Source organism: Limnohabitans sp. TEGF002, assembly GCF_055395845.1.
This window is the reverse complement of the sequence record NZ_AP029224.1, coordinates 2,554,767-2,573,019: the sequence shown is the minus strand read 5'-3', so window position 1 is coordinate 2,573,019 and position 18,253 is coordinate 2,554,767. Positions and strand designations below refer to the sequence as shown.

Below are 18,253 nucleotides of genomic sequence, written 5' to 3'. Positions count from 1 at the left end.
AAGGAGACACCCATGCCCATCAAAGACGCCGCCTGGCACGACCGCATGTACAACAACCGGGCCTTGGTGCCCGACTTTGCGGACCACTTCGCGCACTGGAAAAACGCTTCTGCTCAAGCCCGTGACGCGCTCAAGCCCCATCTGGATGTGCCCTATGGTGACGGCCCCAACGAAACACTCGACATTTTCCCGGCAGCCAAGGCCAATGCACCGGTGGTGATCTTCATCCACGGCGGTTACTGGCGCAGCCTGGACAAAGCAGACCATTCGTTTGTGGCGCCGGCTTTGCGCGACATGGGCGCTTGCGTGGTGGTGGTCAATTACGCGCTGTGTCCCGGCACCGAGGCGCAGCCCATCACGGTGCCCGACATCGCCTTGCAAATGGCCCGTGCTACGGCATGGGTCTGGCGTCACATTGCCGCGCATGGCGGTGACCGTAGCAACATCACCGCCATCGGTCATTCGGCAGGCGGTCACTTGGCCGCCATGTTGCTCGCTTGCGACTGGAAGAAACTGGGGCGCGATTTGCCTGCGGGTCTGGTGCGCAAAACCATGTCGATCTCAGGCCTGTTCGATCTGGAGCCTGTGCGCAAGACGCCTTTTGTGCAAGCCGATTTGCGCATCACACCCGCCCATGTGCGCATGGCCAGCCCTGCCAAGTGGCAGCGACCCTCCAAAGGGGTGCTGTACACGGTGGTGGGGGGTGATGAGAGCCCCGAGTTTTTGCGACACAACCGCTTGATTCACCAAGCTTGGGGGCCTAAAACTGTGCCCGTGTGCGAAGACCTGCCGGGTTTGAACCACTTCAGTGTGGTGACGGATTTGACCCGCGTCGGCAGCCGTTTGAATGATTTGGCCAAAACGTTGATCGAGCAAAAACCGGCCTGATACGCGACTGAAATAAAAAAGGGCAAGCCAACAGGCTTGCCCTTTTTGGTTGAGAGGTGAGATGGTTCAGGCAGGCAAGAAGCGCTCCACCAGCAGTGACCAATAGGCCGAGCCCACGGCCACGTTCTGGTCGTTGAAGTCGTAGCCCGGGTTGTGCACCATGCAAGCGCCATGGCCATCTCCCGAGCCATCACCATTGCCGATGAGCAAATAGCAGCCGGGCACCTCTTCGAGCATGAAGGCAAAGTCTTCGCTGCCGTTCAGAGCGCGGCCTTGGCGCACCACTTTGTCCGCCCCCACCAGCTCTTCGGCCACATCGCGGGCGAAGTCGGTTTCTGCCAGATGGTTCACCAGCACGGGGTAGCCGCGTTGGTAGTCGATCTCGGCCGTGACGCCGTAGCTTTGGGCTTGCGCATGGACCAGTTCGGTGATGCGTTTTTCGAGCAAGATGCGCACATCGCGGTCGAGTGAGCGAACGCTCAAGCGCAGCGTGGCGGTCTGCGGAATCACGTTGTTGGCCACGCCCGCATTGAACGCGCCCACGGTGATGATGGCCATTTGCTGCGGGTCCACATTGCGAGCCACGATGCTTTGCAAGCCCATGACGATGGCCGAGCCCGCCACCACCGGGTCAACGGCCACATGTGGCATGGCGCCGTGGCCGCCTTTGCCGTGCAAGGTAATGGTCACGTTGTCAGAAGACGCCATGGCTGAGCCGTCACGCAAGACCAGGTGACCTTGCGGTTGACCTGGCATGTTGTGCATGGCAAAGATCGCGTTGCACGGGAACTTTTGGAACAGGCCGTCCTCCATCATTTTCTTGGCGCCCCCCAAGCCTTCTTCGGCGGGCTGAAAAATCAGGTTCACGGTTCCTGAGAAAACACCTTTTTGAGCGATGTGTTTGGCCGCTGCCAGCAGCATGGCCGTGTGCCCGTCATGGCCGCAGGCGTGCATGATGCCCACATTGCAGCTGGCATAGGGCAAGCCTGTGGCCTCGTCAATCGGCAGGGCGTCCATGTCGGCGCGGATGCCGATGCTTTTGGTGCCCGAGCCCTTTTTGAGTTGACCGACCAGACCTGTGCCTCCCAGCCCCCGGGTTACCTGATAACCCCAGGCGCTCAGTTGCTCGGCCACCAAGTCGCTGGTGCGGTATTCCTTGTAGCCCATCTCCGGGTGCTTGTGGATGTCGCGGCGCAGCGCAATGAATTCATCGGCTTGAGCGTGCAGGACTTGCAGTTTGTCGTGCAAAAAAGCGTCTGCTGGGGCATTCATGGACGTACCTTTTCGATTACTGGGCTTGCAGATTAATCGATTTGGCGATGGCGCGGTAACGCTCGATCTCACCTTGGTACACACGCGCCAGTTCGGCAGGGGTGCGCGCAGGCAAGACCACGTTGCCGCTGCCTTCCAGCGCTTTGCGCGTTTCTGGCACTTCAGCGGCTGCGTAGAAGGCTTTGTTCAGGGTGTTGACGATGGCGTCTGGGGTGTTCTTGTGCACCTGCACACCAGACCAGATGTCAAAGTCCATGGCTTCCAGACCCTTCATGGCCGCCATGGCCGGGAACTGTTTGAACAAGGCATGCGGGGTTTTGGATGTCACAGCCAAGCCCTGGACTTTGCCGTCGATGATGGTTTGGGGAATGGAGCCGGCCATGGGCAGGAACGCCATGTCGATTTGTCCGCCCATCAGGTCGGTCAGCAGGGGGGCAATGCCTTTGTAGGGCACGTGCAACATTTGCACTTGGGTGAGTTGCGAAAATTTTTCACCAATCAGGTGGTACAGCGAGCCGGGCCCGACGCTGCCGTAGCTCAGTGGTTTATCTTTGTTTTTGCGAGCGAATGCCAACAGTTCTTCCACTGTCTTGATGTTCAAGGAGTTGCGCACCGCCAAAATCGTGTTGGTGGTCGTGAATTGCGCGACCAATTTGAAGTCTTCCGATTTGTACTTCACGCCTTGAATCGCCATGGGTGCCAGTACCAACTCCATGGGGCTGCCCAGACTCAGGGTGTAGCCGTCTGCAGGTGCGTTGATCAACTTGGCCATGCCGATGGCGCCACCCGCGCCACCGATGTTTTCAATGATCATGGTTTGACCCAACTTGGCCGCAGCGTCGGGTTGCACTTTGCGGGCAAAAAAGTCAGAGGGGCCGCCGGCTGGGTAGGGCACGATCAGGTTGATGGTTTTGGCGGGATAGTTCTGGGCCAGGGCGGGGCTGAAAGCGCTGGCGACCACGGCCAAGCTGCCGAGAAGGGTTCTGATGTTCATGATGTCTCCTGTTGGTTGCTGTTTTTCAATGGTTGAAATGACCATGGCCAAATCGTAAAAAGGCTAAATCAATGTGTCCAATGACTTATTTTCCTGATAATCATTCGTAAAATGAATGCATGAACCTCCGGCATCTTGAACACTGGCTGGCGCTGGCTGACACCGGCTCCTTCAGCCGTGCGGCTGAAAAACTGCACATCACCCAGTCTGCCCTGAGCCGAAGCATTCAGGCGCTGGAGGAAGACCTGGGCGGCCCTTTGGTGGACCGTGTGGGCAAAAAAAACGAACTCACACCTCTGGGCCGATCTGTCTTGGAGCGGGCCCGGCGCATTGTGCAAGAGGCCCAGGAACTCAAACAAGGCGCTGCATTGCTTCAGCAAGGCGGTTTGGGCTCATTGCGGGTGGGCCTGGGGTCAGGGCCCGGTGCGATGCTGATGACGCCATGGCTGCGCTACATGGCCGAAAACCATCCGACCGTGCATGTGGCCGTGTCGCGCGGTTCCACCGAGCTGCAACTGACCCAATTGCGCGAGAGGGAACTCGACGCCTTGGTCGTCGACGTGCGGCGGGTGGAGGCCGCGCCGGACTTGAAGATGTCGCATGTGGTGGAGATGCGTGCAGGTTTTGTGTGCCGTCAGGGGCACCCGCTCCTGAGTCTGCACCCCGATGGCGTGCCATTTGAAGCCTTGTTGTCCTACCCCATCGCCTCCATCCAGTTGTCGCAAGAAGTGGCCCGATTGTTGGTGGACCACTATGGCCCGAGAGCCAATCCGGCACAAATGACCACCTTGCAGTGCGATGACATCGCGAGTCTGCTCGATGTGGTCGGGCAGACCGATGCGATTTACTTGGGCATCGTGGGGGCCGCGCGAGAGGGCATTGTCCGAGGCCGTTTGGTGGAGTTGGGCATGTGCACGCCCCTGCAAGGGCAGGCGCGGCTGGGCCTCATCACCCTGGCAGGGCGCACCGAGTTGCCCGCCATGTCGGTGTTTCGGGAATTCGTCCAAAAAAACCTGAGCGATTGAAAGCAAAAAGGAATCTGGATGCAGGAATGGATTTACCCCATCGGGGTGGTTTTGTTGGGTTACACCGTGCTGGGCCTCACGGGCTTTGGTTCGTCTTTGGTGGTGGTGCCTCTGTTGGCCTGGAAATGGCCTTTGCCTGCCGTGGTGGCACTCGCTTTGTTGATGGATGTGCCCGCTTCGGCTTTTCACAGCGGGCTGAACTGGCGGCAGGTGCAATGGCGCGAGCTGCGCCGCCTCTTGCCGGGCATGGTGCTGGGCACGCTGGTGGGCTTGTGGCTTGTGCAGCACATGAACAGCCGCTGGCCCTTGCTTTTGTTGGGGGTGTATGTGGCGGGCGTAGGGATCAATGCCTTGCGGCCCAAGGGGTCCCAATCGTCAACCGCAGTACCCGTCTGGGCTTGGCCAGCTGGTGCATCCATTGGTTTGGTCGAAATGATCTTCGGCACGGCCGGCCCCTTGGTGGTCGCTTGGCTCAGTCGCCGCTTGTCGGATGTGCAGCTATTGCGGGCCACCACGCCCTTGGTCATTGCGGTGGCTGCGGCCACTGTGCTGGTGGGCATGACCTGGGAAGGGCGCTTGACCAGCAGCTGGATCTGGCAGCGTTGGATGGTGCTGATCGGTGTGGCGCTGGCGGGCGTGTGGCTGGGCCACCGCTTAGCGCACCGGGTACCGGTGGCGCGTTTGCGTCAGATCATCTGCGGCTTGCTGGTGGTCAGTGGTGTGATGCTGGCGCTGGGGGCCTTGCGCTGAGGATTCTGAAGTCAAAAAAAGGGGAGCCCATGGCTCCCCTTGCTGTGAATGCAGCGATGGGTTTACATCAACAAATGCTCACCGGCGTTATCGCCGCCCAGCGTGACGTAGTTCACCTTGCGGATGTCCATCAGCTTGGTGCCACCGGCATAGCTGATCGAGCTTTGCACGTCCTGCTCCATCTCAATCAACGTGTTGGCCAGCTTGCCCTTGATCGGCTCCAGAATGCGCTTGCCTTCGACGTGCTTGTACTCGCCCTTGTTGAAGTCAGACGCTGAGCCGTAGTATTCCTTGAACATCTCGCCATCGACCTCTACGGTCTTGCCGGGGGACTCTTCGTGACCCGCAAAGAGTGAGCCGATCATGACCATGCTCGCGCCAAAGCGGATGCTCTTGGCGATGTCGCCGTGGCTGCGGATGCCGCCGTCGGCAATGATGGGCTTGGTGGCCACACGAGCGCACCACTTGAGCGCCGACAACTGCCAGCCGCCGGTGCCAAAACCGGTCTTGAGCTTGGTGATGCAGACCTTGCCGGGGCCCACGCCCACTTTGGTGGCATCTGCGCCCCAGTTTTCCAGATCGATCACGGCTTCGGGCGTGGCCACGTTGCCTGCGATCACAAAGCTCTTGGGCAGTTTGGCCTTGATGTAGCCGATCATGTCGCGCACGCTGTCGGCATGGCCGTGGGCGATGTCGATGGTGATGTACTCGGGCACCAGGTTTTCGGCGGCCAGCTGGTCCACCGTGGCGCGATCGGGGGCTTTGACGCCCAACGAGATCGAGGCGTAAACGCCCTTGCCATGCATGTCGCGCACGAACTGGACGTTGTCCAGGTCAAAGCGGTGCATCACATAAAAGTAGTCGTTTTGTGCCATCCACAGGCAGATGGACTCGTCCACCACCGTTTTCATGTTGGCAGGCACCACCGGCAGGCGGAACTTGCGGCCACCCAGTTCGACGCTCGCGTCGCACTCAGAACGGCTCTCCACGCGGCACTTGCGTGGCAGCAACAGGATGTTGTCGTAATCAAAAATTTCCATGAGAAAACCAAGCTCCAAAAAAGGATTCGTTGAAAGAACGAGTGAGCGCTTGGCCTGGCCGGTTTTTTGACAAAAAAACCGGGCGCAAGAATCTTGGGCCCGGTGTCTGATTCTACTGGAATCGGCTGACAGTTTGCGTCAATTCAGTGGCACTGCCTTCAATGTTTGATGCGAGGCGCAATCTTGATCATGGGAAGTGGCTTGCGAGCGGCCTCTGGCCAATTGTTGTGTGAAACAGACGACGAGGCCGTGGGTCCCAAGTTCGGATGGCCGTGTTCGAAAGAACCCGTGGCCGATGGCATATAGAAAAAACAAGCCAGATCCTGAGGGATTCGGCTGATTTTTGATACCAAAGAGTGGATAAGTGACACGACAGGCCTTTCCGCGCTAAGCGTGTGTACAGTTTTAGCTTCAAGCAAGTCTGCTGTAAATACAGTATTACACCCAGATGGCTAGGGTTTGCCTTAGGTTTTCGGCTTCTGCAATGATCTGCAACGATGGCTAAGTCATGACTCATGGGTTGCTTGCGGACCTTTCTACAATCACTGGGATGATGTCTCCCTTTTCCGATCCTGCGGCACACTCTTCGCCTTTGCTTGCTCAGCTCAACGACGAGCAGCACCGTGCGGTGGCCTTGCCCGCCGAGCACGCTTTGATCTTGGCGGGGGCCGGTTCTGGCAAAACGCGTGTTCTGACCACGCGCATCGCTTGGCTGTTGCAGACCTCGCAGGTCTCGCCCGGTGGCATCTTGGCGGTGACCTTCACCAACAAAGCCGCCAAAGAGATGAAGCTGCGTTTGCAGTCCATGCTGCCGGTGAACGTGAATGCCATGTGGATTGGCACCTTCCATGGTCTGTGCAACCGTTTTTTGCGGGCGCATTTTCAGCTGGCGGGTTTGCCGCAGACCTTTCAGATTTTGGACACACAAGACCAGTTGTCGGCTGTTAAGCGGCTGTGCAAGCAGTTCAATGTGGACGAAGACCGCTTTCCGCCCAAGCAGGTGCAGTATTTCATTTCGGGCTGCAAAGAAGACGGCCAGCGCCCCGGCGATGTGCCGGTGCGCGACGACGAGACCCGCCGCAAGGTGGAGCTGTACCAGCTGTACGAAGAGCAATGCCTGCGCGAGGGCGTGGTGGATTTTGGCGAGCTGATGCTGCGCTCGTATGAGCTATTGCGTGACAACGTGCATGTGCGCGAGCACTACCGCCGCCGTTTTCGGCACATTTTGGTGGACGAGTTTCAGGACACCAACAAGCTGCAATACGCTTGGCTCAAGCAGCTGGCGGGTTTGCCGGGTGAGGGGGGTGAATGTGCGATTTTGGCCGTGGGCGACGACGACCAGAGCATTTACGCCTTCCGGGGTGCGCGGGTGGGCAATATGGCCGACTTTGTGCGCGAGTTTCAGGTCAAGCATCAAATCAAGCTGGAGCAAAACTACCGCAGCTTCAGCAACATCCTGGATTCGGCCAACCACCTGATCAGCCACAACAAGACCCGCTTGGGCAAAACCCTGCGCACAGACCAAGGCGCGGGCGAGCCGGTGCGGGTAGTGGAGTCGCCTTCTGACTTTGCCGAGGCGCAGTGGTTGATTGAAGAGCTGCGCCAGTTGGTCAAACAAGACGGTTTTGAGCGCAAGGAAGTGGCGCTGCTGTACCGCAGCAACGCCCAAAGCCGGGTGCTGGAAACCGCGCTGTTCAACGCCGGGTTCCCGTACCGGGTGTATGGCGGTTTGCGCTTTTTTGAGCGCGCCGAGATCAAGCACGCGCTGGCCTATTTGCGCCTGATGGAGAACCCCAACGACGACACCAGCTTTTTGCGGGTGGTCAACTTTCCGCCACGCGGCATCGGGGCGCGCAGCGTGGAGCAATTGCAAGACGCGGCGCGAGCCGCAGGCTGCTCGCTGCACGACGCGGTGAGCGCCACCACCGGCAAGGCCGGGGCCAATTTGGCGGCCTTTGTGGCCATGGTCGACGTGCTGCGTGAGCAGACCGAGGGCATGACGCTGCGCGAGATCATTGACTTGGTGCTGGACAAGACCGGCTTGGTGAACCACTACCGCACCGAAAAAGAAGGCGCCGACCGGGTGGAAAACTTGGAAGAACTGGTCAACGCCGCCGAGAGTTTTGTCACGCAAGAAGGCTTTGGCCGCAGTGCGGTGGCCCTGCCGCAAGGCACCTCAGGCCTGGGGCAAAGCCCAGCGAGCCAGGGCTTGAGCGCTGCACCTGCATCAGACCTGGGCACTATCGACGAGTTCAGCGAAGACGGCGTGATCATGAGCCCGCTGGCGGCTTTCTTGACCCACGCCTCGCTGGAGGCGGGTGACAACCAAGCCCAAGCGGGCGAAGACGCGGTGCAGCTCATGACAGTGCACGCCAGCAAGGGCTTGGAGTTTGATGCGGTGTTCATCACCGGCCTGGAAGAAGGCCTGTTTCCGCACGAAAACGCGATGAACGACTTTGATGGGCTGGAGGAAGAGCGCCGATTGATGTACGTGGCCATCACCCGCGCCCGCAAGCGCCTGTACCTCAGCCATTCGCAAACCCGCATGCTGCACGGGCAGACGCGCTACAACCTGAAAAGCCGCTTTCTGGAAGAGTTGCCAGAAGAGTGCCTGAAGTGGGTCACGCCCAAAAACGGCGGCTTCTCGAACTTGGGCAGCGCAGGCGGTGGGGGCGGTGCTTCGGGCGGTTCAGGTGGCTGGCCACAAACGCCAGCATTCAACCGCCATGCTCGACCCGCTTGGGGTCAGAGCAGCTTGAGTACCGAAACCTACAAAAGCCCGCCTGTACCGGTCCAAAAAGCCGCGCCCGAACACGGCATCTCAGCCGGCAAACAGGTGTTTCACACCAAGTTCGGTGAGGGCAAAGTCTTGGCTGTTGAGGGCGTCGGTGCCGATGCCCGTGCCCAGGTTAACTTCCCTCGCCACGGGGTGAAATGGCTGGCGCTGAGCGTGGCTAAACTCACGGTGGTTTAAACCAGTTCCTGTTCTGAAAGTTCCCATGAAAATCGCCCAAAACACCGTCGTCACCATGCAGTACAAAGTGACCAACGCCCAAGGCCAGTTGCTGGACAAGGCGAATGAGCCCACTTCGTATTTGCACGGCGGCTACGACAACACTTTTCCCAAAATCGAAGCCGCGCTCGAAGGCCAAGAAGTGGGCTTTGCCACCACCTTGAAGTTGGCCCCGGCCGACGCTTTTGGTGAGCGCGATGAAAGCTTGGTGCAGACCATCCCCAAAAGCGAGTTCCCGCCCGGCGTGAAGGTGGGCGGTCAGTTGCGTGGACGCACGCCCGATGGTCACGAGCAGGTGTTCAACGTGCTCAAAATCAAAGGGGATCAGGTGATCCTGGACGGCAACCATCCTTGGGCCGGACAGCACCTGACGCTGAGCCTGAAGGTGATGGAAGTGCGGGCGGCCTCAGCCGAAGAGGTGACGCACCGCCACTCACACGGTGCGCACGGCCACCACCACTGAGTCGCTCAGTCGGGCCGATCCGCGCTGGCGGGTGGCTCGTCGTAGACATCGGTCGAGAAACAGTCGCGTACCGAGAACAGCATGGATGTGAAGAACATGGCTGCCACCATCAATGCCAAGGGCATGAAGGTGGCCGTCATCAGGTCAGGATCGCCCATGAGGCTGGTGATGACCAGTGCCAAGACGCCCGCCAACATGAAAATCACACCCCAGGCGAACACATAAACGGTGAAAGCCTTGAGGTTGCGCCAGCACGCTATGAAGCTGAAAAACAGGCTTTTGACGGCGGGCAAACCATACCAATGCACCAGGGCTGGTGCGTGCCAGAACATCATGGACAGCGGCACATAAAACAGCATGGACACCCACAAGGCGTTCTGGAAGGAGTCGGCCGTGACCACCTCGGGCGTCATGGCTTGGCCGCCAAAATAAACATTGGCAAAGGTGCCGCCGTCGACCAAGGCCGAGGCGCCCATGACCACCAAAAAAATCAGCGCGTACAGCCCCCCTAAATGGAACATGGCTTGGCGATGTGGTCCGGCCTTGAAGGCGGCAAACAGCACGCCTGGCATGGGGAACTTGCCTTCGGTAGCGGTCTGGGTCGCGGCCATCATGCCCAAGGTGAGCGCGGGCAGGACGATCAATGCCAATGCGCTGCCGATGAAAGGCACGATGGAAACAACGGAGACCGTGGCCATGAATAAAAAGAACAGGCCCGACATGGCCAGCGGCTGACGCCAAAAAGTGCTCATGCCCTGACGGACCCACTTGAGGCCGGCACGGGCTGGAACGATTTGCAGGTTCATGGTGTTCAGACGAGGTCAGTCAGGGAAATGGGCTGTTGCACCCGACCGCGCAAAACGCGCTCGAAATGGGTCGGGTCGTGCGGCGTGAGCATGGCCGCTTCGCGGGGCAGATGGTAGTCCCACAGACGCGAAATCCAAAAACGCAAAGCCCCTGCGCGCAAAAGGGCAGGCAACAATTCGCGTTCGGCAGCGCTCAAGGGGCGCACCTGGTTGTAGGCGCGCACCATGGCCTGGGCACGTTCGGCGTCGTGCACGCCGCTGGGCAAGTCGATGCACCAGTCGTTCAGGCACACGGCCAAGTCAAACAGCCAGGTGTCCACACCTGCAAAGTAAAAGTCAAAAAAACCGGTCAGTTGCTCGCCGTCAAACATCACGTTGTCACGGAACAGGTCGGCATGCACCGGGCCTCGGTGCAGGCCAGCGTAGGCCGCGCCTTCGGCGATGTGGTTCTGGTAAGCCAGTTCGCTGCGCAGCAAGGCGGCTTGGGGCGCATCGAGGTACGGCAGCACCACAGGTACCGTCTCGTTCCACCAAGGCAGGCCGCGCAAATTGGGTTGATTTCGGTTGTAGTCTGCCCCCGCCAGGTGCATGCGCGCCAGCATGTCGCCCACAGCCGCGCAGTGCACGGCCTGAGGTTGCAGCTGGCTTTTGCCTGCGAGCTTGTTGACCACGGCGGCGGGTTTGCCGCACAGCGTGTGCAGCACATCGCCGTCGCGGTTGGCCGCCGGGTCAGGCACCGGGATGCCGCGCCCAGCCAGGTGTTTCATCAGAAACAGGTAAAACGGCAGTTGCTCGTGTGTCAGGCGCTCGAACAGGGTGAGCACGTACTCACCTTCGGTGGTGGTCGCGAAGTAGTTGGTGTTTTCAATGCCGCCCTCGATGCCGCGCAAAGCAGTGAGCTGACCCAAATTCAGGGCTTGCATCAGGTCGTTGGCCTGGGCTTCAGAGACTTCGGTGAATACCGCCATGGTTGCAATCGCTGGCCTGAAATAAGGCCTGTAATGGGACAAAGGGGAGATTGTAGGCGGGGCAGGGTGGTGAGCTTGAGGCGTGATCTGCGTGTTAACTTATGCTTTTGATACATGATTGCAGGAGTTGCCCATGTCCGACAGCACTGTTCGCCTTCACAGGGTGCTCAAAACCACGCCAGACAAGGTCTACCGGGCCTTTTTGGAAGCTGAAGCGATGAGCAAATGGCTCCCGCCTTATGGTTTTACCTGCCAAGTTCACCACATGGCACCGCATGTGGGTGGCACGTTTCGCATGTCGTTTCACCATTTTTCGTCGGGCAACGCCCATTCGTTTGGCGGCGAGTACCTCGAGCTGGTGCCCGATACGCTGATTCGCTACACCGACCAGTTTGAAGACCCGAATTTGCCGGGCGTTCTGGAGGTGACCGTGCGGCTCAAGCCCGTGCTGTGTGGCACAGAACTCAGCATTGAGCAAAAGGGCATTCCGGACGCAATTCCGCTGGAGATGTGTTACCTCGGGTGGCAGGAGTCGCTGGCGCAACTGGCCCTTTTGGTGGAGCCCGAGATTCCGGGTTGACACTGCCGTCCGGGATGTCACAGGCGGGCACAATCGGGGGATGAGCGAAAACACAACTGACACCGCCCCCGACACGGCCCCAAGCACCGCCCCTACCACGGCGAAACCCAGCTTGCTGCTGGTCGACGGCTCCAGCTACCTGTACCGCGCCTTCCATGCCATGCCCGACCTGCGGGCCGTGCCGGGCGACCCGACGAGCGCCGCCACCGGCGCCATTCGCGGCATGATCAACATGATGGAGCGGCTGCGCAAGGATGTGCCGGCCGTCTATGCGGCTTGCGTGTTCGACGCCAAAGGCCCCACTTTCCGTGACGCGCTGTATCCCGAGTACAAAGCCAACCGCAGCCCCATGCCCGACGATTTGCGCACGCAGATCGAGCCGATCCATGAACTGGTGCGCCTGATGGGCTGGACCGTGCTGGATGTGCCCGGTGTGGAAGCCGACGACGTGATCGCCACGCTGGCGCATGTGGCCGCGCAGCAGGGCATCACGGTGACGGTGTCGAGCGGCGACAAGGATTTGAGCCAGTTGGTCAACGAGCACATCACCATCATCGACACCATGAACGGCAAGGTGCGCGATGTGGCCGGCGTCACCGCCGAGTTTGGCGTGCCGCCTTCGCTGATGATCGATTACCAAACATTGGTGGGCGACACAGTGGACAACGTGCCCGGCGTGGCCAAAGTCGGCCCCAAGACCGCTGCCAAATGGCTGATGGAATACGGCTCGCTCGACAAGCTGATGGAAAACGCGCACGACATCAAGGGCGTGGCGGGCGAGAACCTGCGCCAAGCGGTGGACTGGCTGCCCAAGGGCCGGGCCCTGGTGACCATGAAAACCGATTGCGACTTGAACGGCTGGGTGCCCGATTTGCCGTCGTTGGCCAGTTTGCACCTGCACGCGCCCGACAAAGACAAGCTGCTGAATTTTTACCAGACCTATGGCTTCAAGGGGCTGGTGCAGTCGATGGGCGGGGCTGTGCCAGCGCCCGCCCCCAAGGCCAAAGCGAGCAAGCCCAAAGACACGGGCATGGGCGATTTGTTTGGCTCGGCTCAAGAAGATCAACCTGCGGCATTGCCCGAGTTGGACAGTGCCGCCAGCGCCGTGCAGGGTGACTTGAAATACGACACGGTGCTGGACTGGGCCGCGTTCGAAACATGGCTGGCTCGAATCGAACAATCTCCGCTCACCGCCATCGACACCGAAACCACTTCACTTGACGCCATGCGCGCCGAGATCGTGGGCATTTCGCTGAGCGTCACGCCCGGCGAGGCGGCTTACATTCCGCTGGCCCACAACGGCCCCGGTGCGCCCGAGCAGCTGCCGCTGACCGATGTGCTGGCCAAACTCAAGCCCTGGCTCGAAAACCCTGCCCGCCACAAGCTGGGCCAGAACATCAAATACGACCGCCATGTGTTCGCCAACCACGGCATCGAGGTGCAGGGCTATGCGCACGACACCATGCTGGAAAGCTATGTGCTCGAAGTGCACAAGCCGCACGGCCTCTCCAGCCTGGCCGAGCGCCATGTGGGCCGCCGGGGCGTGACCTATGAAGACCTGTGCGGCAAGGGCGCGCACCAAATCCCGTTTGCGCAGGTGGACGTGGACAAAGCGGCGCACTATTCGTGCGAAGACTCGGACCAGTGCTTGGATGTGCATCTGGCTTTGTGGCCGCAGATCGAAGCCCATGCGGGGCTCAAATATGTTTACGACCTCGAAATCAAGACCAGCGAATCGCTGTACCGCATCGAGCGCAATGGCGTGCTGATTGACGCGCCAACCCTGGCCGCGCAAAGCCAGGCGCTGGGCGAGCGCATTGTGCAACTCGAAACCGAAGCCTACGAAATTGCAGGCCAGCCTTTCAACCTGGCCAGCCCCAAGCAGCTGGGCGAGATCTTTTTTGACAAGCTGGGCCTGCCCGTCATCAAGAAAACCGCTACGGGCGCACGCAGCACCGACGAAGAGGTGCTGGAAAAACTGGCCGAAGACTACCCGCTGCCCGCCCGAATCCTGGAGCACCGCAGCCTCTCCAAACTCAAAGGCACCTACACCGACAAGCTGGCGCAGCTGGCCTTGCCTCGCACGGGGCGTGTGCACACGCATTACGCGCAAGCGGTGGCTGTGACGGGCCGCTTGTCGAGCAACGAGCCGAACCTGCAAAACATCCCGGTGCGCACCGCCGAAGGGCGCAAAGTGCGTGAGGCCTTTGTGGCCCCTGCGGGCTGCGTGATTGCCAGCGCCGACTACAGCCAGATCGAGCTGCGCATCATGGCGCACCTGAGCGACGACCCGGCTTTGCTCAAGGCCTTCCACGAAGGCCTGGACGTGCACAAAGCCACAGCGGCCGAGGTGTTTGGCGCCACGCCCGACACCGTGAGCAGTGAGCAGCGGCGCTACGCCAAAACCATCAACTTTGGCCTGATTTACGGCATGAGCGCGTTTGGTTTGGCCAAGGCTTTGGGCATCGACAACACCGCAGCCAAGAACTACATCACCCGCTACTTTGAGCGTTTTGCCGGGGTCAAGCACTACATGGACGCGACCCGCGAACAGGCCAAGGCGATGGGCTATGTGGAGACCGTGTTTGGCCGCCGCCTGGTGCTGCCCGAGATCAACAGCCCCAACGGCCCGCGCCGCGCCGGGGCCGAACGTGCCGCCATCAACGCGCCCATGCAGGGCACGGCGGCCGACCTGATCAAACTGAGCATGGTGGCGGTGCAAAAAGCGCTGGACGAACAAGGCAAGGCCACCAAAGTCATCATGCAGGTGCACGACGAACTGGTGTTCGAGGTGCCCGAGTCAGAAGTGGAATGGGTGCGTACCGAAGTGCCGCGCATCATGGCCGGTGTGGCCGACTTGAAGGTGCCCCTGCTCGCCGAAGTGGGCTTTGGCCCAAATTGGGAACAGGCGCACTGAGTCTCTTTTTGTGGGAGCAGCGCCCTCGCCGCGAAAGCCTTGTCAGACCACTGCCGATCGCTCGTCGCCAATCGCCCAGGGGTTGGCTCCTACAAAATGGGTGCCGGTTCTTCCCAGGCTGCATGCTTTTGCATGATGGCCGCGAACAGCTCAGAGGCCTCAAAACCGGCCAGCCACTTCGCCAGCGCAGGCCAGTGCTGCGCCGCAAACCAGCCTGGGTCGGTGTGGGCGAATTGGCGCACAAAAGGGGCGATGGCCGCATCGGTCAAGCCGAAGTGCTCGCCAGCCAAAAAAGCTTGCGCTCGAAGCCGCGCATCCAGCGTGCGCAACCAAATAGTCGCCTCATCGCGGTCGGCGGTGCCACTGTCCAAGCCTGAGCGGTTGGGGTATTTGTAGCGGTCCAGCTGCTGCTTGAAAGGCCCGTCGTTGTGCGCGATCAGGGCCAGCGCATCGGCCATGCCCGCATCCGACGCAGGCAGCCAGCCCAGCGGGTCGTGCTGGCGCAGGGCCCACAGCATGATGTCCAGACTCTGCTCCAGCACCTGGCCTCCCGCCGCCTCGGGCAGCCACAGTACGGGCACCGTGCCCTTGGGCGACAAGGCCAGCAAGTGGGCAGGTTTGTTCTTCAGCACCACTTCGCGGTGTTCGTGAGCGATGCCGCTGACGTACAGGGCCAGCCGGGACCGCATGGCGTAGGGGCAGCGGCGAAACGAGTACAAAACAGGCGAGGGTGATGGCGCAGGGGCGGCCAGGGTGTTGGGCATGATGGCAGTGTAAATCGCAGTCTTTGTGCAAGCCTGTTGCGACTGTGCCAAGATAAGCCCCCTCTTATTTTTCACAGACGGAGACCTGCCTTGAACAACGACCTGATCAACGATGCCCAAGCCCTTTTGGGTGGCCGTGTGGATTCCACGGGCACCACCCGCCGCGTGGCCCTGCAAGCAGCTTTGGGTGTGGGCTATGCCGCTGCGGCCATGCCCATCATGGCGCAGACCGCCATCAAAACGCCGGTGACGGGCCTGGTGACGGGCGAAGTGACCATCGATGTGAATGGTTTCAAGATGCCCGCCTACCGCAGCGCGCCGGCGGGCAAGACCGGTTTGCCGGTGGTGCTGGTGATCTCCGAGATTTTTGGCGTGCACGAGTACATCGCCGACGTCACCCGTCGCCTGGCCCAGGCCGGCTACTTGGCCATCGCCCCCGAGCTGTTTGTGCGCCAGGGCGACCCCAACGAATACGGCGAACTGGCCAAGCTGCAGTCTGAAATCATTGCCAAGGTGCCCGATGCACAAGTCATGGGCGACCTGGACGCCTGCGTGGCCTGGGCGGCTGCGAATGGTGGCAACACCGACAAACTCGCGATCACCGGCTTTTGCTGGGGCGGGCGCATCACTTGGTTGTATGCCGCGCACCAGCCCAAGCTGAAGGCGGGTGTGGCTTGGTACGGCCGACTCGTGGGCAATGCCACGGCGCAAACGCCCGCACACCCCTTGGCCTTGGTGGGCCAGCTCAAGGCTCCGGTGTTGGGTTTGTATGGCGCAGCTGACACCGGCATCCCGCTTGACACGGTTGATAAGATGAAAGAAGCCTTGGCGCAAGGGCCTGCAGCGGCCAAAGCCAGTGAGTTTGTGGTTTATCCTGAGGCCCCGCACGCTTTTCACGCCGATTACCGTGGCAGCTACCGCAAGGGGCCTGCTGAAGACGGCTGGCAACGCTTGCTGGCCTGGCTCAAACGCCAGGGTGTGGCCTGATTTTTGAACGCAGAGACCGCCCTTCGGGGCGGTTTCTTATGGAGTGCAGGGCACTCCGGGAAACATGATGACTTTATTGGCGATTTTGGTGGGCACTTTGGTGGCGGGCATTGGCAGCGTCTGGGTGGCCGCTTGGCTGAGTTTTGGCGTGCTCAGCCGCTACACCCAGCACATGCTGAGCCTGGCCGCCGGGGCCTTGATGGCCACCTCGTTTTTGCATCTTTTGCCAGAGGCCTTTGAGAGTGAGGCCGGGGCGCACGAGTTGTTTTTGACCTTGCTGTTGGGATTGGTTTTTTTCTTCTTGCTCGACAAGGCCGAATTGTGGCACCACGGGCATGAACATGCGCATGGTCACGATCACGATCACGATCACGATCACGCGCACCACGACCACGACCACGACCGCGATGCCCATCAAACGCACCATGGTCATGCGCACAACACCCCCGCCGATGGCGAGCCACCCCGTGGTCAATGGGCCGTGTTGGCGGGAGACAGCGTGCATTGCTTTGGCGATGGCATCCTCATCGCATCGGCCTTCATCGCCGACATGCGTTTGGGTGTGATCGCCGCCCTGGCCGTGCTGGCTCACGAAATCCCTCACCACATGGGCGATCTGGCGGTGTTGCGCCGTGGCAGCAGCAGCCGAAAAGCCGCCATCCTCAAGGTCTCTATGGCCGGGGCCATCACCGCTTTGGGCGGCGCGGTGGGCTATGTGCTGGTCGACGCCCTGCACGACTGGCTGCCCTTTTTTCTGGTCGTGGCCAGCAGCAGCTTTGTTTATGTGGCCTTGGCCGACCTGATTCCCCAATTGCAAAAACGCCTGTCTGCGCGCGAAACAGCCGCACAAATTTTGTGGCTGGCCGTGGGCATCGGCATGGTGGTCATCGTCAGCGCCTTGGCAGGGCACCAGCACTGAACTTGGCGTTCAGCCTTTGGCGCAGGGCAGGCCAGGGGTACGGCACCATTCGCTCCAGCTGCCCGCATAGAGCGCAGTGGGCCCGAAACCGGCCAACTCCATGGCCAGAATATTGGGCACGGCCGTCACGCCGCTGCCGCAGTGGTGTACCACGCTGCTGGCAGGTCGACCCGCCAGCACCTGGGTCCATTCCGCTTTCAGTTGCGCGGGGTTTTTGAAACGGCCGTCTTCGGTGAAGTTCTCAGTAAAAGGACGGTTCAAAGCACCCGGAATGTGACCAGCCACCGGGTCCAGGGGCTCCACCTCGCCCCGGTAGCGGGCACCGGCACGGGCGTCGACCACGGTTTGGGTGGGTTGGCCCAAAGCGGCCGAGACCGCATCGGTCAGCACCAGCTGGCGCAGTGGCGGTTTCAGCTCAAAACGAGCGGGTGCTGCTGGCGTGGCAAGCCCTGAATCCAAGGCCCCTCCAGCGTCCTTCCAAGCTTGAAGACCGCCATCGAGCACGGCCACGGCCTCGTGGCCCAGCCACTTGAGCATCCACCACAAGCGCCCGCAGTATTGGCTTTTGTTGCGGTCGTACACCACGATTTGCATGCCGTTGTGAATGCCCAGACTCCCCAGCCACTGCGCCACGATCTCGCGCTGCGGCAAGGGGTGTCGTCCGCCGTTGACAGCCTGGCCCGGCTGGTGCGTGCTCAGATCCTTGTCCATATGGGCGGGCAAAGCCGCTGCGATGCGTTCGCTGGTAAAAAAGCCATCGGCCAGCTCGGGTTTCATCAGGTCAAAGCTGCAGTCCAACACGGCGCAAGGTGTGCCTTGGGCCTTTAGGGCTTGCAGTTGGGGGGCGGTGATCAACAAGGGGTACAT

Annotated in this window: 16 protein-coding genes; 9 read left to right on the top strand and 7 right to left on the bottom strand. The window is 60.6% G+C overall.

Annotated elements, in window-relative coordinates; genetic code table 11:
• The first annotated feature begins 12 nt into the window (after positions 1 to 12).
• Positions 13 to 888 (top strand): alpha/beta hydrolase, encoded by an 876-nt coding sequence (locus ACZ5SR_RS12800; protein WP_464449039.1) that lies wholly within the window; start codon positions 13 to 15, stop codon positions 886 to 888.
• Between the two features lie 66 nt (positions 889 to 954).
• On the opposite strand, the gene ACZ5SR_RS12795 is transcribed toward ACZ5SR_RS12800, so the two are convergent.
• Complete coding sequence (locus ACZ5SR_RS12795; protein ID WP_464449038.1) at positions 955 to 2,160, bottom strand: M20 aminoacylase family protein; 1,206 nt, start codon at positions 2,158 to 2,160, stop codon at positions 955 to 957.
• Positions 2,161 to 2,176: 16 nt separating this feature from the next.
• Positions 2,177 to 3,154, bottom strand: coding sequence for a Bug family tripartite tricarboxylate transporter substrate binding protein (locus tag ACZ5SR_RS12790; protein WP_464449037.1), 978 nt, complete (start codon positions 3,152 to 3,154; stop codon positions 2,177 to 2,179).
• A gap of 119 nt (positions 3,155 to 3,273) precedes the next feature.
• Here ACZ5SR_RS12790 and ACZ5SR_RS12785 point away from each other — a divergent pair, with 119 nt between their 5' ends.
• On the top strand, positions 3,274 to 4,179 hold the full coding sequence (locus ACZ5SR_RS12785; protein ID WP_464449036.1) for a LysR family transcriptional regulator: 906 nt from the start codon (positions 3,274 to 3,276) through the stop codon (positions 4,177 to 4,179).
• Positions 4,180 to 4,197: 18 nt separating this feature from the next.
• Entirely contained in the window at positions 4,198 to 4,929 is a 732-nt protein-coding gene (locus ACZ5SR_RS12780) for a sulfite exporter TauE/SafE family protein (RefSeq protein ID WP_464449035.1), read from the top strand.
• Positions 4,930 to 4,991: 62 nt separating this feature from the next.
• On the opposite strand, the gene ACZ5SR_RS12775 is transcribed toward ACZ5SR_RS12780, so the two are convergent.
• Positions 4,992 to 5,969, bottom strand: coding sequence for a GMP reductase (locus ACZ5SR_RS12775; protein WP_464449034.1), 978 nt, complete (start codon positions 5,967 to 5,969; stop codon positions 4,992 to 4,994).
• 550 nt (positions 5,970 to 6,519) lie between these two features.
• On the opposite strand from ACZ5SR_RS12775, the gene ACZ5SR_RS12770 reads away from it, so the two are divergent.
• Together ACZ5SR_RS12770 and ACZ5SR_RS12765 are read left to right on the top strand one after the other, a co-directional pair.
• Positions 6,520 to 8,943 carry a UvrD-helicase domain-containing protein gene (locus ACZ5SR_RS12770; protein WP_464449033.1) on the top strand — a complete coding sequence of 808 codons (2,424 nt, stop codon included), beginning with the start codon at positions 6,520 to 6,522 and terminating at the stop codon, positions 8,941 to 8,943.
• A gap of 25 nt (positions 8,944 to 8,968) precedes the next feature.
• Positions 8,969 to 9,445 carry an FKBP-type peptidyl-prolyl cis-trans isomerase gene (locus tag ACZ5SR_RS12765; RefSeq protein ID WP_464449032.1) on the top strand — a complete coding sequence of 159 codons (477 nt, stop codon included), beginning with the start codon at positions 8,969 to 8,971 and terminating at the stop codon, positions 9,443 to 9,445.
• Positions 9,446 to 9,450: 5 nt separating this feature from the next.
• Here ACZ5SR_RS12765 and ACZ5SR_RS12760 read toward each other — a convergent pair whose 3' ends face one another.
• Together ACZ5SR_RS12760 and ACZ5SR_RS12755 are read right to left on the bottom strand one after the other, a co-directional pair.
• A complete protein-coding gene (locus ACZ5SR_RS12760; protein WP_464449031.1) occupies positions 9,451 to 10,251 on the bottom strand; it encodes a BPSS1780 family membrane protein in 801 nt (266 codons plus the stop codon).
• A gap of 5 nt (positions 10,252 to 10,256) precedes the next feature.
• The gene (locus tag ACZ5SR_RS12755) at positions 10,257 to 11,219 is read right to left on the bottom strand and encodes a homoserine kinase (protein ID WP_464449030.1); all 963 of its coding nucleotides are present in this window, start codon (positions 11,217 to 11,219) and stop codon (positions 10,257 to 10,259) included.
• A gap of 133 nt (positions 11,220 to 11,352) precedes the next feature.
• On the opposite strand from ACZ5SR_RS12755, the gene ACZ5SR_RS12750 reads away from it, so the two are divergent.
• Together ACZ5SR_RS12750 and polA are read left to right on the top strand one after the other, a co-directional pair.
• Entirely contained in the window at positions 11,353 to 11,799 is a 447-nt protein-coding gene (locus ACZ5SR_RS12750) for an SRPBCC family protein (protein ID WP_464449029.1), read from the top strand.
• Positions 11,800 to 11,839: 40 nt separating this feature from the next.
• On the top strand, positions 11,840 to 14,716 hold the full coding sequence (gene polA / locus ACZ5SR_RS12745; RefSeq protein WP_464449028.1) for a DNA polymerase I: 2,877 nt from the start codon (positions 11,840 to 11,842) through the stop codon (positions 14,714 to 14,716).
• Positions 14,717 to 14,805: 89 nt separating this feature from the next.
• Here polA and ACZ5SR_RS12740 read toward each other — a convergent pair whose 3' ends face one another.
• Positions 14,806 to 15,480: a glutathione S-transferase gene (locus ACZ5SR_RS12740; RefSeq protein WP_464449027.1), complete on the bottom strand. Its 675-nt coding sequence runs from the start codon at positions 15,478 to 15,480 to the stop codon at positions 14,806 to 14,808.
• Between the two features lie 90 nt (positions 15,481 to 15,570).
• Here ACZ5SR_RS12740 and ACZ5SR_RS12735 point away from each other — a divergent pair, with 90 nt between their 5' ends.
• Positions 15,571 to 16,467, top strand: coding sequence for a dienelactone hydrolase family protein (locus tag ACZ5SR_RS12735; protein ID WP_464449026.1), 897 nt, complete (start codon positions 15,571 to 15,573; stop codon positions 16,465 to 16,467).
• A 67-nt stretch (positions 16,468 to 16,534) separates the two neighbouring features.
• Positions 16,535 to 17,386, top strand: coding sequence for a ZIP family metal transporter (locus ACZ5SR_RS12730; RefSeq protein ID WP_464451050.1), 852 nt, complete (start codon positions 16,535 to 16,537; stop codon positions 17,384 to 17,386).
• A gap of 9 nt (positions 17,387 to 17,395) precedes the next feature.
• Here ACZ5SR_RS12730 and ACZ5SR_RS12725 read toward each other — a convergent pair whose 3' ends face one another.
• Positions 17,396 to 18,253, bottom strand: coding sequence for a sulfurtransferase (locus ACZ5SR_RS12725; protein WP_464449025.1), 858 nt, complete (start codon positions 18,251 to 18,253; stop codon positions 17,396 to 17,398).